Source organism: Desulfatibacillum alkenivorans DSM 16219 (assembly GCF_900142135.1).
In the GTDB taxonomy this organism is placed as follows: domain Bacteria; phylum Desulfobacterota; class Desulfobacteria; order Desulfobacterales; family Desulfatibacillaceae; genus Desulfatibacillum; species Desulfatibacillum alkenivorans.
Map to the genome: position 1 here is coordinate 82,136 of NZ_FQZU01000002.1, position 16,243 is coordinate 98,378.

11 protein-coding genes are annotated in these 16,243 nt (G+C 55.4%); 9 read left to right on the forward strand and 2 right to left on the reverse strand.

Annotation, left to right across the window (positions count from 1 at the left end; translation table 11 throughout):
- Positions 1-289 precede the first annotated feature (289 nt).
- A complete protein-coding gene (locus BUE18_RS02350; protein ID WP_073472481.1) occupies positions 290-1,594 on the reverse strand; it encodes a hypothetical protein in 1,305 nt (434 codons plus the stop codon).
- 890 nt (positions 1,595-2,484) lie between these two features.
- Between BUE18_RS02350 and BUE18_RS02355 the strand changes: the two genes are divergently transcribed.
- The 7 genes from BUE18_RS02355 (at position 2,485) to BUE18_RS02390 (ending at position 13,210) form a co-directional block, all read left to right on the forward strand.
- Complete coding sequence (locus tag BUE18_RS02355) at positions 2,485-3,090, forward strand: TetR/AcrR family transcriptional regulator (RefSeq protein WP_073472483.1); 606 nt, start codon at positions 2,485-2,487, stop codon at positions 3,088-3,090.
- Between the two features lie 89 nt (positions 3,091-3,179).
- The gene (locus BUE18_RS02360; protein ID WP_073472485.1) at positions 3,180-5,291 is read left to right on the forward strand and encodes an SDR family oxidoreductase; all 2,112 of its coding nucleotides are present in this window, start codon (positions 3,180-3,182) and stop codon (positions 5,289-5,291) included.
- An 87-nt stretch (positions 5,292-5,378) separates the two neighbouring features.
- Positions 5,379-8,111, forward strand: coding sequence for an SDR family NAD(P)-dependent oxidoreductase (locus BUE18_RS02365; RefSeq protein WP_073472487.1), 2,733 nt, complete (start codon positions 5,379-5,381; stop codon positions 8,109-8,111).
- Positions 8,112-8,126: 15 nt separating this feature from the next.
- The gene (locus BUE18_RS02370; protein WP_073472488.1) at positions 8,127-9,338 is read left to right on the forward strand and encodes an acetyl-CoA acetyltransferase; all 1,212 of its coding nucleotides are present in this window, start codon (positions 8,127-8,129) and stop codon (positions 9,336-9,338) included.
- 60 nt (positions 9,339-9,398) lie between these two features.
- Entirely contained in the window at positions 9,399-9,716 is a 318-nt protein-coding gene (locus BUE18_RS02375; protein ID WP_073472490.1) for a hypothetical protein, read from the forward strand.
- A 147-nt stretch (positions 9,717-9,863) separates the two neighbouring features.
- Positions 9,864-11,006: an acyl-CoA dehydrogenase family protein gene (locus BUE18_RS02380; protein WP_073472492.1), complete on the forward strand. Its 1,143-nt coding sequence runs from the start codon at positions 9,864-9,866 to the stop codon at positions 11,004-11,006.
- A gap of 1,172 nt (positions 11,007-12,178) precedes the next feature.
- The gene (locus BUE18_RS02390; RefSeq protein ID WP_073472496.1) at positions 12,179-13,210 is read left to right on the forward strand and encodes a lysophospholipid acyltransferase family protein; all 1,032 of its coding nucleotides are present in this window, start codon (positions 12,179-12,181) and stop codon (positions 13,208-13,210) included.
- An 85-nt stretch (positions 13,211-13,295) separates the two neighbouring features.
- On the opposite strand, the gene BUE18_RS02395 is transcribed toward BUE18_RS02390, so the two are convergent.
- On the reverse strand, positions 13,296-13,958 hold the full coding sequence (locus BUE18_RS02395; RefSeq protein WP_073472864.1) for an HAD family hydrolase: 663 nt from the start codon (positions 13,956-13,958) through the stop codon (positions 13,296-13,298).
- A gap of 1,070 nt (positions 13,959-15,028) precedes the next feature.
- Between BUE18_RS02395 and BUE18_RS02400 the strand changes: the two genes are divergently transcribed.
- Positions 15,029-15,424: a universal stress protein gene (locus BUE18_RS02400; RefSeq protein ID WP_073472498.1), complete on the forward strand. Its 396-nt coding sequence runs from the start codon at positions 15,029-15,031 to the stop codon at positions 15,422-15,424.
- A gap of 96 nt (positions 15,425-15,520) precedes the next feature.
- Positions 15,521-16,150, forward strand: a complete 630-nt coding sequence (locus BUE18_RS02405; protein WP_073472500.1) for a metallophosphoesterase family protein — start codon at positions 15,521-15,523, stop codon at positions 16,148-16,150.
- Positions 16,151-16,243: the final 93 nt, after the last annotated feature.

Below are 16,243 nucleotides of genomic sequence, written 5' to 3' on the forward strand. Positions count from 1 at the left end.
ATATTTCCGCCCATCCCACAATTATCCTACAAAAATAGCGATCCATGGCGAAAAGAACTTCTCCGGATGTTTGAGGAGACGTATCAAAAGAGGTAAGGATGTCCCCAAGTGTTAAAAGGCGCCCCATAAGCAGGGGCGCTGCTTGCCGCGCCCTCGTAGTGACAGGCCCTTGCGGCTGGCGAACTCCAATAGAAAAGGGGGCCCGCCGCCGACAGCGAGCCCCCCTGAGGGGGATAGAACATGGTCCTATCCTTGCGAAAAAGGCCTGGCTTCCCTTTCCGCAAATCGGTTATTCGGGCATGGGATGGGAGAAGGTGCTGGTGAAGATGTTTTTCTTCACGTCCAGGCTGGGCTCGTTGGCGCAAAAGCTCCGCATGACCGAAAATTCTCCGCCGCCCTGGCCTTCAAAGGTTGCCACGACCTCGCCGGTCTCCGTTCTTTTGACCACGCCGGTAATCCAGGGCATCTGGGCGAAGATGCAATAGGTTTCCACAATAAAGGTTACGTCCGAAAGCATGGGCGCGTAATTAGAGCCGATGTTCACGTAGGCTTCCACGGTGTACTGGTCGTTTTTGCCGACGACCGTCAAATCCGTGGGAAGGTATTGGCGGGCCTCTGCGTCCCACTGCCAGTCTCCGTGCACCCAGCCCAGCTCGCCGTCCTCCGCGTGAAAGCGTTGAACGACCGGATTGCCGTTGTCCAGAAAGTCCACGTCCACGTAGTCCAGGTTTTCCGTATTGAAATGATAGGTCTGGAAGGCCCACTGCACATGGGTGTCGGGGTCGGACATGAAGGCGAAGTCCCATCCGCCCAGGACGAAGGCCCATCTGCCGAAGGAATTTTCCCGGTATCCGTGGCCGTTGATTTCCGTGGTTTCGCCCGTGGAAAGATCCGTAATGCTCCCATGGACCTCCGTGGTGGGCCACAGCATGTTGACCGTCCAGTGTTCGTCCGGCAGCAGGGCGTCGGTATCGTTGCCCACAACCCAGGTTTCGGGCTTTAACGGCGCGTAATCGGTGAATCCCTGGTTTACGGAAAAGTCCCAGGCGTAAGCTCCGTTATTTCCCCGAATGATCATGACGTCGGGCTCGCCGTTTTCTCCGGGGACCGGAATTTCTTCAATAAAAACTCCGTCCTCGCCCTCGGCGTACAGGGAGCGCTCGTTCACGCCCACTTCGTGGCCCAGGCCGAGAGGCGTGTAAATGGCCACCGGTTCTTTGCCGGGAAACTGGCCGTACAGGGCGAAATTGACCCCCGAAGGCATGAGGTTGAGGGCCGAAAAGGTTTCGTTGCCGCCCAGTTTCCCTTCCGGGTCCGCCACCACGATTCCGACCACGCCGGTGAACTTGCCGTCGTCGTCGTGAAAGGAGTAATAGTCCCATTCCAGGGAGAAGCCGTCCAGGGCGTTAAATTTCCGATAATCATCCTGCAGGATGTTCCAGCCGCCCAGGCCGTCCCGCATGACGTGATTATAATCAATGGTGTGCTGCTCCGGCCAGGTTGGTTTGGGGCTCATGGCGTAGGCCCCGGATGCGGCCAGGATCAGGGTTGCAACAACCAGGCTCAGGACTTTAAATACGGATCTCTTTGTCATGCGTTTCCCCTCCATAGGTGTGTGTGCAAGGCCGGGAGGCGGGCGGCGTATCAAGGCGGGGCGCCGCGCAGCTCCCTTATTGACTAACCCGTCTAACATGCTCTTGACCATTAAGTCAATAGCCTTTGTTTGTAATGTTGATTAATTACCTTAAATTATATCCTTGTTTATTATGTACGGCGTGGCTGAAATGAATAGATAGTAGGGGTATAATATATGGTTAAATAAGGGTGTATAGTTTCCCCTTTCCCCCGGCGGAAAACAGATTAAGAAAAATCAAGCCGCCGTCGGTCCACCCAAAACCCCCGTCCAAAACTCCACCCGTCCGGGCGCCTGGACATCCCTCCATGGGCTCCCAATCAAAAAATTTCCGGATCAAAATTCAGGTCCCGATCGCCCCGCGCGCCTCCTCCTTATAGGATGTCGCATCTGCTGAAAAAGCGGTTTGACGGGCATGATTATCCACCTGTTGTTCCCGCGGCCCTTCCCGAATCCGGACGGCCCGCCCCCTGTAAAAGCGCTTTGCGGGAGATTGTGAAAGCCTTCACTTAGCCGCCGGATTTTCTTAGGATTGCGTAATTCTTTGGAATTTCACCATCCGTTCAAAAGTTATTTTTTTCACATGACTAGAAAGCAATTATTTGCTTGACACATAGGTCTGTTTTCCTGCATATGAATGTTTCCAGCGCTTGATGGAAACGCTTTATTGGAACCATCTGCTTTGTTATTCCGTTTCGCCTGGTAATGCTGGCTTGCAAGAGCCCTTAAATGCGCCTTCCCCCCATCAATTCCCGTCCGGGAAAGGGAAGGCTTGAATTACTCTTCACTACAATAAAGGAGCAGAAACCCTGCTTACAGCATTAGAAAAAGCGCGCAAAGATCCGGACTCCATGAAAGGGAGAATTCTGCGCGACGCTCGCAAGATATTTGGAGAATACGGCTTCCACGGCACCACAACCCGCATGATCGCCCAAAAGGTGGGGATCGACATTTCCACCCTGTATTATCACTGGGGGGAAAAGGGCGACCTGTACGAAGCGGTCGTCCAGGACATCTTTGAGGATCTGCGGTCCAAGCTGGTGGAAATCGAGCACATCATTCACGGCAAGCCTTTGGCGGACAGGTTGACCATCGCCTTGGACATCATGACGGATTATCTTTTTGAGAATCCCGAAATTTCCAACCTGACGCTGTACCGTTATTTCACCAAAACCCGGCACGAGTCGGTCTTGGAAGTAAAAGTGCCTGAAACCATGGGGAATATAGCTTATTCCATGGGGCTGGTGAATGACAAGAAGGCCTTGCCTGTGGATGCGAAAATGAAGATGTTGGCAATGATGAACTCAATCCATAATTTCATATCGGGGGAAGGGTTTTTCAAGGTTCTGTTGGATGTGGACCATGAGGACTATGTGAGGGTGGTGAAAGAAACTCTGGGTTTTGTGTTGATTCCTGCATTTACGCAAGCAACGAAGGCTCAGGACTCCTCTGAATAGTTCCAGGTTCGCCTCCACAAATTTGCAGTTACGGCAGTCGATCAAAAGTGTAGCATTAGACGGACTTACACTGTAAAGGAGGTAGTAACATGGCTCTAAACATGGATGCAATCGGCAAGAAAATCGGCCCGATAGAGAAGGATTACACCTGGAAGGATGTGGTCCTTTACGCATTGGGCGTTGGCGCCGGGTTCGATGAACTCGACTATGTGTACGAGAAAGACCTGAAGGTCATCCCCAGTTTCTCCATTGCGGCGGTTTTTGAGTTTTTAAGCCACATTGGAGCGAATTCCAACGTGAATCTGGCGGGTCTCCTTCACGGCGAACAGGATTTGATCTTTCACAGGCCCATCCCGACTTCGGGCAAGCTGGTGAGCGAAGGGGCGGTCACCAAGTATTACGACCTGGCCGCGGCCGGCAAAAAAGGCGCTATTATCGTCGGCGAAAGCGTGTCCAGGGACGCCAAGGGCAAAAAGCTCTTCACCGCCAAAACCACCTTGTTCGGCCGCCTGGACGGCGGATTCGGCGGCGAAGCTCCTCCCAAGGAAGTGGTGGAGTACCCGGACCGGGATCCCGACTTTGTGGTGGAAGAGCATCCCTCCAAGGACGCTCCCCTGCTGTACCGGATGTCCGGGGACGTGTTCGTGCTTCATATCGACCCGGAATTCGCCAAGATGTCCGGCTTTGAAATGCCCATCATGCACGGCCTGTGCACCCACGGCTATGCATGCCGCGCACTGATCAACTCCTTGTGCCCCGGCGAACCCGAAAAGGTCCGCAGGCTCAAGTGCCGCTTCTCCAAGACCCTGTACCCCGGAATTCCCATCGCCATTAAAATCTGGAAGACCGGCGAAGGCACGGCCGTATGGCGCGTCATCAATCAGGAAAACGGAGACGTGGTCATCGACCAGGGCATCTTCGAATACGGCGACGTGGTGGAAGAGCAAATCCGCTACGACGGCCGTGTGGCGGTCATCACCGGCGCGGGCGCGGGCCTGGGCAAGGCTTACGCTCTGGAACTGGCCAAACGCGGCGCCAAAGTCGTCATCAACGACCTGGGCGGCTCCCGCGACGGCACAGGCGCAAGCTCCAGCGCAGCCGACGCCGTGGTGGACGAAATCAAGGCCGCCGGCGGCGAAGCGGTCGCCAACTACGACAACGTGGCCACGCCCGAAGGCGGCGCCAACGTGGTCAAGACCGCCATGGACGCCTTTGGGCGGGTGGACATTCTCATCAATAACGCGGGCATTCTCCGGGATAAATCCTTCCTCAAGATGGAGCCCGAAAACTGGAACGCCGTCCTCAACGTGCATTTGAACGGCGCTTACAACGTGACCAAGGCCGCCTTCCCCATCATGAAGCAAAACGGGTTCGGCCGCATCGTCATGACCACCTCGGCCGCGGGCCTGTACGGCAACTTCGGCCAGACCAACTACTCGGCCGCCAAGATGGCCCTGGTGGGCTTCATGAACACCCTCAAGCTCGAGGGCAATAAGTACAATGTCAAGGTGAACACCGTGGCGCCTCTGGCCGCCTCCCGTCTCACCGAAGACATCATGCCCGAGGAAATCTTCAACAAGGCCAAACCCGAATACGTGGTTCCCATGACCTTGTATCTCTGCACCGACGAATGCGACGTAACCGGCCGCATTTACAATGTGGGCATGGGCTTCTTCAACCGCGCCGCCGTGGTTACCGGCCCGGGCGCCGTTCTGGGACAGGGCGACGACATCCCCACCTGCGACGACGTGAAAGCCGCCATGCCTAAGATCGGTTCGCTCAAGGACGGCAAGGAGTACTTTGAGCTCAACGCCCAGGTAGGCGACGTCATGATGGCTTTCCAGGCGCCTCCGTCCGGCGGCGGAGCTGCAGCGGCGGGCCCGGCCACTCCGGCCGACGCATTCGCCATGCTGGAAAGCACATTCCAGCCCGATGCAGCCGACGGCGTGGACGTTGTGTTCCAGTACAGCATTTCCGGCGCAACCGGCGGGGAATGGAATGCCGTGATCAAGGACAAGACCTGCAAGGTCTCCGAGGGCAAACACGACAAGCCCACCACCGTCATCATCATGGAAGACAAAGACTTCATGGCCATGACGGCCGGAACCCTGAATCCCATGCAGGCTTATACTTCCGGTAAGCTGAAAATCGAGGGAGACGTCATGAAATCCCAGCTTCTTGAAAAGCTGTTCAAGGCGTAGAGTTCCCAACCTGAACAAGGCTCCTTTTTAAAGAAAGGGCCGGAACAACCAAGATTACGAAACACCAAAGATATAAGGAGAGGAACTATGATAGGCATCACCTCATATGGAGCATACATTCCTCGCTTGAGGTTGGACCGTATGGCCATTTTCCAGAGCATGGGCTGGTTTGCACCGGCCATCATGGTGGTGGCCCAGGGCGAAAGGTCCATGTGCAACTGGGACGAAGACGCCCTCACCATGGCTGTGTCCGCTTCCCAAGACTGCCTCAAGGGGATGGATAAATCGAAACTGGACGCCGTTTACCTGGCTTCCACCACCCTGCCTTTCGCCGACAGGCAGAATGCGGGCGTTATTAAGGAAGCCCTGAACCTGTCCGACGGCCTTCTGGCCACCGACGTTGTGGGCTCCCAAAAAGCAGGCACTTCCGCCCTGATTACGGCCCTGGACGCCGTTTCCGGCGGAAACAAGAAAAATATCCTGGTCACCGCTTCCGACAAGCGGGAAACCAAGGGCGCCTATTTTTACGAAATGTGGTTCGGCGATGGCGCGGCTTCCGTGGCCGTCGGAAACGGCGACGACGTCATCGCCGAATTCCTGGGCTCCTATTCCGAATCCCACGACTTCAACGATCACTACCGCGGCGCATCCAACCGCTTTGACTATGTGTGGGAAGAACGCTGGGCCAGAGACATGGGCTACAGCAACTTCATCCCCAAGGCCATCAACGGCGCCATGGAAAAAGCCGGCGTGGCCATCGGCGACGTCAGCAAGCTGGTTTACCCCTGCTTCTTCGGCGCGGAACACAAAAAGATCGCCAAAAAACTGGGCGCAACTCCAGAACAGGTCGTCGGCAACCTGCATAAGGAATGCGGCGAGTGCGGAGTGGCCCATCCCTTTGTGATGCTGGCCTCCGCCCTGGACGGCGCCAAAGCCGGCGACATCATCGTGGTGGCCGGCTACGGCCACGGCGTGGACGCCCTGGTCTTCAAGGTCACGGACAAAATCGCCGACCTGGCGGAGCGCGACGGATTTGCAGGAACCATCGCCAACAAAAAGATCGTGGACAACTACGCCAAGTACCTGATCTTCCGCGGCCTCCTGGAAAATGAAATGGGCATTCGCGCCGAAGCGGAAACCCAGACCGCCATGACCGTCCTGTGGCGCAAACGCAAAATGCTCCTGGGCCTGGTGGGCGGCAAGTGCCGCGAGTGCGGAACCAAGCAGTTCCCCAAAATGGATATCTGCGTGAATCCCGAGTGCGGCGCCTTTCACAGCCAGGACGAGCAGGAATTCATCAATACTCCGGCCAAGGTCAAGACCTTTACCGCGGACATGCTGTCCGTGTCCTTTGAGCCCCCCAACAAATACGGCCTCATCCAGTTTGAGGGCGGCGGCCGCATGATGGCCGACTTCACCGACTGCGATCAGGAAGAAATCCGCGTGGGCCTGCCCATGAAGATGGTCTTCCGCCTCCGCTGCTGGGACAAGGATCGCGGCTTCCGCAATTATTTCTGGAAGGCGACCCCGGTTCCGGGCGCAGCCGCGGAAATGGATAAAATCAACTTCAACGATCGCGTGGCCGTCATCACCGGCGCCGGCGGCGGCCTGGGCAGAACCTACGCCCTGGAACTGGCCTCCCGGGGCTGCAAAGTGGTGGTCAACGACCTGGGCGGCGCCCGCGACGGCTCCGGCGGCGGCAGCGCCAGCCCGGCGGACAACGTGGTCGAGGAAATCAAGCAAATGGGCGGCGAAGCCGTCGCCAACTACGACAACGTGGCGACCCCCGAAGGCGGCGCAGCCATCATCCAGAGCGCCATCGACGCATTCGGACGCGTGGACATCGTCATCAACAATGCGGGCATCCTCCGGGACAAGTCCTTCCTCAAGATGGAGCCCGAAAACTGGAACGCCGTCATGGCCGTGCATTTGCACGGCGCCTACAATGTGACCAAGCCCGCCTTCTCCATCATGAAGCAGCAGGGTTTCGGCCGCATCATCATGACCACCTCCGCCGCAGGCCTGTACGGCAATTTCGGCCAGACCAACTACTCCAGCGCCAAAATGGCCCTGGTGGGCTTCATGAACACCCTGAAGCTGGAAGGCGGCAAGTACAATATCAAGGTTAACACCGTGGCGCCTCTGGCGGCCTCCCGTCTCACCGAAGACATCATGCCGCCCGAGATTTTCGCCAAGATGAAGCCTGAGTTCGTGTCTCCCATGGTGCTGTACCTCTGCTCCGAAGACTGCAAGGAAACCGGCCAGATCTTCAACGCAGGCATGGGCTACTTCAACCGGGCCGCGGTCATGACCGGGCCTTCCGTACAACTGGGCGAAGGCGATACGCCTCCGACCCTGGAAGACATCGCCGATAACTGGGAAGCCATCAACAGCATGGAAGGCGCCAAGGAGCTTAACGACCTGAACTCCGCCATGTTTGATATGCTCTCCCCGCCGGCTCCGGCCGCCGAAGCCGCAGCTCCCGCTGCAGGCGGCGAAATCAAACCCGCCGACATCTTCGCCGGCATGGCCGACACATTCAATCCCGATAAGGCCGAAGGCGTGGACGTGGTGTTCCAGTTCAACATTTCCGGCGGCAATGGCGGAGAATGGAACGTGACGGTCAAGGATAAGACCTGCACGGTGGCTGAAGGCAAGGCCGGCAAGGCGACCTGCACGATTATCATGGAAGACGCCGATTTTGTGGGCATGATTTCCGGAACCCTGAACCCCATGACGGCGTTCAACTCCGGCAAGCTCAAGATCGAAGGCGACGTCATGAAATCCCAGCTCATCGACAAACTGTTCACCGCCAAATAACAGGAGGGACGCATCATGGCTACTGGAATTAAAGATAAAGTCGCTATCATCGGCATGGGATGCACCCGTTTCGGCGAACGCTGGGACGTGGGCGCCGAAGAACTGATGGTGGAAGCTTTTCAAGAATGTATACAAGACGCTGGAATTGATAAAAAAGAAATCCAGGCCGCATGGTTCGGCACCTGCCTGGATGAAGTCAACGTAGGCAAGTCCGCAGTGCCGCTGTCCACAACCCTGCGCCTGCCTTTCATCCCCTGCACCAGGGTGGAAAACTACTGCGCCACCGGTACGGAAGCCTTCCGCGGCGCCGTATACGCGGTCGCTTCCGGGGCTTATGACATCTGCCTGGCCCTGGGCGTGGAAAAGCTGAAAGACACCGGTTACGGCGGACTGCCCGGCGGCGGCTCCAACGCCGGCTCCCTCATGTGGCAGTGGTGGCCCATGCTGACGGCTCCGGGCTCCTTCGCCCAACTCGCCAGCGCCTACGCCGCCAAGTACAAGATCCCCGACGGAGACCTCAAACGCGCCATGGCGCACGTCTCCGCCAAAAGCCACGACAACGGCGTCTTGAACCCCAAGGCTCACCTGCAAAAGAAAGTCACCGAAGACCAGATCATGGCGGCGCCCATCATCGCCCATCCCCTGGGACTCTTTGACTGCTGCGGCGTGTCCGACGGTTCGGCGTGCGCCATTGTCACCACGCCTGAAATCGCCAAGAAATTGGGCAAAAAGGATTTCATCACGGTCAAGGCCCTGCAGCTTGCCTTGTCCTCCGGCGAGGAAGTGGGATACAATGACTGGGACGGCGATCATTTCATGACCACCAGTCGCGCCAGCGTCAAGGCTTACGAAGAAGCCGGCATCACCAACCCCAGGGAGGAAATCTCCATGATGGAAGTGCATGACTGCTTCTCCATCACCGAGTTGGTGACCATGGAAGACCTCCATATCTCCGAAAGGGGCCAGGCGGTCAAGGACATCATGGACGGCTTCTATGACCTCAAAGGCGGCGGAGTCCCCTGCCAGGTGGACGGCGGCCTCAAGTGCTTCGGCCACCCCATCGGCGCTTCCGGACTTCGCATGCTGTACGAAATGTACCTGCAACTCCATGGAAAGGCCGGGGAACGCCAGATTGACAATCCCAGGCTGGGCCTTACGCACAACCTGGGCGGCTTCCCGTTCCAGAACGTTTGCGCCATTTCCATAGTCGGAAAATACGACGGATAACCCATCCGCGGCCCCGGACCGCCTTGGCGGCCCGGGGCCGTTTACCCAGAGGCATTGGGCATGCTCGAAGTCAAGGCCATCATGAATTCCAGCGTTGAGGACGTCATCGGGTTCAAATGCTGCAACCTGCCCGACCAAAACCTGGAAATCCATGTGAAAAACGCCGGCGAAAAACCGGTTAAAGCGCTCAGCCGCTTTGTCCTGGATGCGGGCGAAAAACAGGTGGAGCTTACCACCGTGTATCCGCCCGGAGGCCAGGTGATTCAGCCCGGAGAGGCGGCGGCCTTTTACTGCAACATGGATGATGAGGAATGGAAGCTGTATTCTTCCATCACCGCCTTTGACGATCAGGGAGGGTCGTTCACCGCCGCTCTGTAATGGGGTCAAATCTACGTTTGACGTTTGAGGATCGGGTCTTTTCGAAAAGATTTCAGGAGTATGATCTTATCTGAAATCGCCTGATAACGGCGAGCAGGCCTAAGACGCAAAGCATGCCCAGCCCGAGGTTTTTCTGGAGAATATAATATGGAAATCTTGCAATACACCCCGGAGCACCACGCGTTTCGCGAGCAGTTTCGGGCTTATTTGGCCGAGAATGTGATTCCGCACATCCCGCAATGGGAAGCGGACCACATCGTGCCTCCCGAAGTATGGCGGGATTTGGGGCGCAACGGCTATCTGTGCACGGCCACGCCCAAGGAATACGGCGGCCACGGCATGGATTTTCTGTACTCGGTCATCATCACCGAAGAAATCGGCAAGACCGGCTTCTGCGGCCTGACCTTGGGGCTGCACAGCGATATCGTGGTGCCCTATATCGAAACTTTCGGCACCGAAGAGCAGAAAAAGAAATTCCTGCCCGGCTGCGTGACCGGCGAGACCATTACTTCCGTGGCCATGACCGAACCGGGCACAGGGTCCGACCTTTCCTCCATGTCCACCACGGCCGTCGAGGACGGGGACGACATTATTATCGACGGCACCAAAACCTTTATTTCCAACGGCATCAACACCAACCTGTGCGTGGTGGCGGCCAGGGACCCCAACGTGGAAAATCCCTACGAAGCCATTTCCCTGTATCTGGTGGAAGGGGATCGCCCGGGATTCGAGCGCGGCCGTCATCTGGACAAGATGGGCTTCAACAGCCAGGATACGTCGGAGCTCTTTTTCTCCAAATGCCGCATTCCCAAGGAAAACCTCCTGGGCCAAAAAGGCGGCGGATTCATCATCCTCATGCAGAAATTGCAGCAGGAAAGGCTCATTTGCGCCATCGGCGCGGTCGTCGCCGCGGAAATGATGACCGAAAGAATGATTCAGTACTGCAAGGAGACCACCCGCAACGGCAAGCCGTTGAGCAAGTTCCAGGCCATCCAGTTTGAACTGGTGGAAATGGCCACGGAAGCCAAACTCGGCCGCGCATTCCTGGATAAGCTCATCGCCGAGCACGTGGCCGGTGAGCAGGTGGTGGTGGAGGTTTCCATGGCCAAATACTGGACCACGGACCTGGCCAAACGCACCATTGACAGGGCCATCAGCATCGTGGGCGAACCCGCCATGGCGGAAAGCCTCGGCCTGGCGCAGGCCATGCGGGACATCCGCATCCTGCCTATTTTTGCTGGAACCAACGAAGTCATGAAGATAGTGGCGGCAAGATTTATGGGGCTGTAAATGATGGGGCTTCGGAGGCCTCCCGCGTTCGCCATGATAGGCGCCGAAGCCGTCAAGTCCTGGGGGGGACTGCAGCAGCTTTAAAACATTGCAAAAAAGCTATTTTCGGGATCACAGGGCCGGACGCCTAAACCAGGCGTTACGGCCCTGTTTTCTTTTCGCCAGAAAAGCAAGAGAACGTGCCTCCGGCGGCAAACTTTTGAAAAAGTTTGATCAAAACGTTTCAATGGCGCTCCGCGCAAAGGCAGTTTATTTTTTTTCGCCGTCATTCCCGAATGTCACTCTCGGGAATCCGGAATCCTGGTCATTGGGTAGTCCTGGCAAAGCAGTATCTTGCCAGGGTTGCGAAGCAACATTTTGTTCGACCACGCAGGCAATCAAGGCCTTGGGCCTTGTACGGACCTGTAACCTTTTAATGCTCCTAAATATTCTCGTTGACTGAGGGGATTTTAGAATGTCCTCGACGTTGTCCATTCGAGCATTTTCCACCGTGTTCTAAAACCATAGCCTATTACATGCCGCCTGGAAGGATTACTGAAATCCATAATGGAGGCGATATATGCCCGCTTTGATTTTAATACGGGGTCCACCCTGTCTGTTAGAAGTAAAAGATACTTACCATCAAGTGAAAAAGATTCGTGATTTTCGGGGACGTCCCTTAATAACGTGATTTTCGGGGACGTCCCTTAATAAGATAGTGATTTTCGGGGACGTCTCTTAATAAGATAGTAAGTTGATAACATATTGAAATCAAGCATAAATTTTGAATAATAACTTGAGTTTAATTTAGTTAAATATTAATTGAAGCCCTTGTCAAGGCCATGCCGGACACACTCCAAGACCCCCGGCTGGGGTCAAGGTTCCAAGCCTCAACGCTCCGGCCGTTTTATCCTTTGGAATGTTTCCGCCAAATCCGCCTGCGATATTCTCTAAAAAGCTGTTTTTGGAATTTTAAAAGATCATGGTGTTAAGAATTATTCGTGATTCATGCATTAACTCTATCCCTTCGGGGTAATTTCTGATAGCCTGCCTGCATAATATGATATCGCTTCTCTGTTTTTGATTTGCCGGTCGCACCAAAGGACGCATCGCTGCGGCCATATTTCCCTATGCTATTGCCGGTTAAAGTCCTTGCTGCATCATCTCCGTATTTGGTTACAGGGGGAAAAACCATGATAACCGACCCTTCCAAAGACCGTTTTTTTGCCAAGTGGAAACGCAGGTGCATTTCAATAACGCTCTATTTTTTATTGTGGGGTTTAATGACCGGGACTCTGCCCCTCATCCTGATTATTACGGGCGTCATGGATTGGCTCCGGCCGCTGAGAAAGGCCGGTGCGAGGTCCCGCTGCATTCTGTTTTTCGTGCTGTATTTGAATTGCGAGATATTGGGCTTGGCCGCTGCTTTTTTAATTTGGCTGTTCAGCGGCGTCTGGCTGGGAAGAAACAGGGATTTTTTCGTCAAAGCGAATTACGCTCTCCAGTCCACCTGGGCTTCAGCGCTCCTTCAGGGCGCCTTTTTCATATTCTCCGTCAAGCTGAAAACCCAAGGCGCGGAGTGCGCCTTTCCCGGCCCCGTGGTCCTTATGATACGCCATGCCAGCACCGCCGACACCGTGCTGGCATCGGTGCTGGTGGCCAAAAGGTTTAAAATGCGCTTACGATTCGTTTTAAAGCAGGAGTTGCTTTGGGATCCCTGCCTGGATGTGGTTGGAAATCGGATTCCAAACGTGTTTGTGCAAAGAGACGGCAAGACCACGGAACGGGAATTGGCGGCGATCAAGGACCTGTCCAGGGATATGTCCTCCCGGGACGGCATCCTGATCTATCCCGAAGGCACCCGCTTTCAACAGCATAAGCTGGAAAAAATTCAAAAGCGCTTCAAACAAGAAGAGACGCCCGTCATATCAAGCATGGCGGCGAAGTTCACCCATGTCCTCCCTCCCCGGATTGGAGGCTTTTCCGCCATAACCGAGACGGCCCGGGAGGCTGACATCGTCGTCTGCGTCCACACGGGGTTTGAAGGCTCGGCCAATTTCAGCGAGTTCTGGCAAGGCGCCCTCATAGGCAAAACCGTTAAAGCGGCCTTTTGGAGAATACCCGCCGGCGAGATTCCGTCCGGGCGGCAAGAGCGCAGGATATGGCTTTTTAATCAATGGATGAAAGTGGATGAATGGGTGGCTCAAAATTTTTCCGGCGAATAGAAACTTGTGCGCTGAAACGCAGATGCGTTTTTTTACAATACAATCGCCGGCGAGTCTGAAAAACCTCCATGACAACCGAGGTTAGTCATGACTCTGGCAAAATGGGCTCCAATCTATCAGCAACTTTCACAATATCCGAGGGCTTTGAAAACAAATGGAGCGGAGCCTGGGCTTCCAGCTCAGCGCGGGAGCCGTACCCCCAAAGAACCCCGGCGGACCGGATGCCGTTTTTATGGGCCGCCGTCAGGTCAATGTCCCTGTCGCCGATCATGACGGCGTTAGGGTTTATGGCGTCCTGTGCAAGCAGGGACTTAATTTGACGCCATTTTTGAATTCCCACGTCCCCGCCGCTGACAAATTGAAAATGGCCCCGGATTTCGAAAAGATCCAATATTTTTTCCGCCATGTCCCGTCTTTTGGACGTGCAGATCGCCATGGAAACGTTCCGGCCGGCAAGTTCTTCCAGAGACTCTTTTATCCCGGGATACAGCTCGTTTTCGGAAAAGCCCACCTCAATATAGCGCTCCCGGAATTTGGTTATGAAGGCGCCTATTTCTGCATCATCTTCAATGCCTGTTTCGACCTTAAAGGACTCATCCAGCGGAGGGCCGATGTATTGCGCAAAGTCGGCGATGGGCTTTTCTTCGTATCCTAAAGAAGAAAGGGCGTAATTGAATGACCGGGCGATGCCTTCAAGGGGATCGCTTAACGTGCCGTCCAGATCGAATAACAGAAAGGGTTTGTTCATGATTTTTTTGAGGATGCCCCGGAAATTTTGGCTGAAATTATTCGAAAAAGTGCAACCTGGCATGGAACGCTCAAATTGCACCGTGGCTATCCATGGCGCCTCAGCGGGATCAGATCAAGGGAAAATTGCCCTGGCGCCGCCGAATGTTTTCAGCCCATGTGATATTAACCGCGGAAGGCGCGGACAACACGGAATTGAGAAGCTCTCTGACTTCCGTGGTTCAGAAACGTTGTTCCATTACCTTGTTTTACGCGGGTGATGGATACGGGCTATGACTTGGCTCCGCTTCATTTGGTAACGACAGGGGGGCATTGTGCGGCGCAGCGGCAGGGCTTGCCCTCCAAATCACAGCGCATCAGTTGCATTTGATCCGTAGTTTCAGGGCTTGCCCTGCCGCAATTTTGGCGGATAAAAAGTTATTGAGTTTTTGAGAGACGTCCCCGAGAATTTGAGAGACGTCCCCGAGAATTCCTGAGAGACGTCCCCGAGAATTCGAGAATTCCAGATTTCCACCGATTTTGAGATTTTATAATGGTCGCGTTTGTTTGCCGAGCCCCCCGTCACTGCATGCCGAGGTTGACTTTTAATCGCGCCGCATTGGCTGCATTTTATTCGTAGTTTCAGGGCTTGCCCTGCTCGCACGCCGCCTTAAATCACACCCGGCGATGGTGTGCAGGCCCCCGTGCCAGGGCGCGGAGCACACTTGCTTTACGCAGGGGGAAGACAGGATTCCCGCAGTATGAGAATGACCGAGGCCCTGCCCTAAGTCATGGACTCGTGTTCCCATTCTTTTAAGCCATCCGCCCGACGGACAGTCCCAATTTTGAATGCCGCTCCAGTCCGCGCCTTTTGTTGCCGGCGCAACCCGGGCAGCAAACTACGCTGCCCGGGTTGCCCAGCCCCTTTGTCACGCGCAACGACCTATTTTTTCCACGTCGTTCAAAAAAAATGCACGTCCGTGAAAACCTTCCTTGACTTTGGGTATCCCAATGTGGATGATTTCATGTTATACACAGACGTAGCTAATTAACCTGGATGTTATGTCTCTTTCACCCTTTGGAGGACCCATAATGAAGATTCTGGTCGGATACGAGAGAAGTAGAGAAAGTAAAAACGTCATGGACATCGCCATCAAGCACGCCAAGGCGTGGGATGGCAAGATTTTCCTGGCCACCTCCCTGTTCGGGGGCGTGGAAATGGAAAAGGATGAGCTGGAAAAGGCGGAGAAGATCCTCAAGGAAGCCAAGGAAACCCTGGACGCCGAAGGCATTGAGTGCGAAACCCACGTGCTGGTCCGCGGCCTGGAGCCCGGCGAGGATCTGGTGAATTTCGCCAAGGAAAAGGAAGTGGATGAAATCATTATCGGCGTGAAGAGCAAGTCCAAGGTCGGCAAGCTGCTGTTCGGCTCCAACGCCCAGTTCGTCATTTTGAACGCCCCCTGTCCGGTCATGACAGTGAAGAAATAAAGGCCGTATGCACGCCATCACGTCTCAGGGATTGCTCCCCTGTTCCAAAATCCGTTTTATGCCGAACCAAGGCCGGTCTTTTATCCGGAGGATTGGATGAAGGACCGGAGTTTACTGGTCGGCATCATGGCGGACAGCCACGGCAGGTCCGAACCCATTGGGGCGGCCTTGGAGGCCTTTCGATCCCTGGGATGCGAAAGAGTGTACCACCTGGGAGACGTTTGCGACTCCATGATTCCCCAGACGGCGAACGCATGCGTGGATCTTCTGGCCCAGGCCAACGTTTTTGTGGTAAAAGGAAACAACGATCATGCCGTGGTTGTAAACCAGTGGGGCATGAACACAGGGTTGGTGAGGGAGGACGTCCTTCAGTATTTGAAGGATCTTCCCAAAAGCCTGGAATGGCGGGGGGCGGATTTCGCCCATTCCCTGCCGTTCACCAAGGAGATGGGACTTTCGGCCATGGTGGGCCCCATGACCGACGCCCAGACCCTTCGGTATTTTTCCCTGAAAAAAAACGGCTTGTTCTTTCGAGGACACAGCCACGACCCGGCCGCGGCCTATTTGGCGAACGGCCGGGTGCACTCCCAGTCCCTTGAGCCCGGTAGAACCCTCCCTCTGGAGGATCGCCTGCCCTGCGTTGTCACATGCGGGGCTTTAACCCGTGGGTACGCCACGCTGTGGAATCCCGACGCCTGCACCATCACATGTCTCTCCATTGGCTGAGTCCTTCCTGCAGCCAACAAATTGCTTGAGCCGCTAAGGCGGCCTCGCCGCAGACCTCATGCGGCGGGGAGTATTTTGTAGCGCCGATTTTTC

Bases quoted from the DNA above. Each gene is read 5' to 3' on its own strand.
- BUE18_RS02370 (WP_073472488.1), top strand. From the start codon at position 8,127: ATGGCTACTGGAATTAAAGATAAAGTCGCTATCATCGGCATGGGATGC.
- BUE18_RS02350 (WP_073472481.1), bottom strand. From the start codon at position 1,594: ATGACAAAGAGATCCGTATTTAAAGTCCTGAGCCTGGTTGTTGCAACC.
- BUE18_RS02390 (WP_073472496.1), top strand. From the start codon at position 12,179: ATGATAACCGACCCTTCCAAAGACCGTTTTTTTGCCAAGTGGAAACGC.
- BUE18_RS02400 (WP_073472498.1), top strand. From the start codon at position 15,029: ATGAAGATTCTGGTCGGATACGAGAGAAGTAGAGAAAGTAAAAACGTC.
- BUE18_RS02355 (WP_073472483.1), top strand. From the start codon at position 2,485: ATGAAAGGGAGAATTCTGCGCGACGCTCGCAAGATATTTGGAGAATAC.
- BUE18_RS02405 (WP_073472500.1), top strand. From the start codon at position 15,521: ATGAAGGACCGGAGTTTACTGGTCGGCATCATGGCGGACAGCCACGGC.
- BUE18_RS02395 (WP_073472864.1), bottom strand. From the start codon at position 13,958: ATGAACAAACCCTTTCTGTTATTCGATCTGGACGGCACGTTAAGCGAT.
- BUE18_RS02375 (WP_073472490.1), top strand. From the start codon at position 9,399: ATGCTCGAAGTCAAGGCCATCATGAATTCCAGCGTTGAGGACGTCATC.
- BUE18_RS02380 (WP_073472492.1), top strand. From the start codon at position 9,864: ATGGAAATCTTGCAATACACCCCGGAGCACCACGCGTTTCGCGAGCAG.
- BUE18_RS02360 (WP_073472485.1), top strand. From the start codon at position 3,180: ATGGCTCTAAACATGGATGCAATCGGCAAGAAAATCGGCCCGATAGAG.
- BUE18_RS02365 (WP_073472487.1), top strand. From the start codon at position 5,379: ATGATAGGCATCACCTCATATGGAGCATACATTCCTCGCTTGAGGTTG.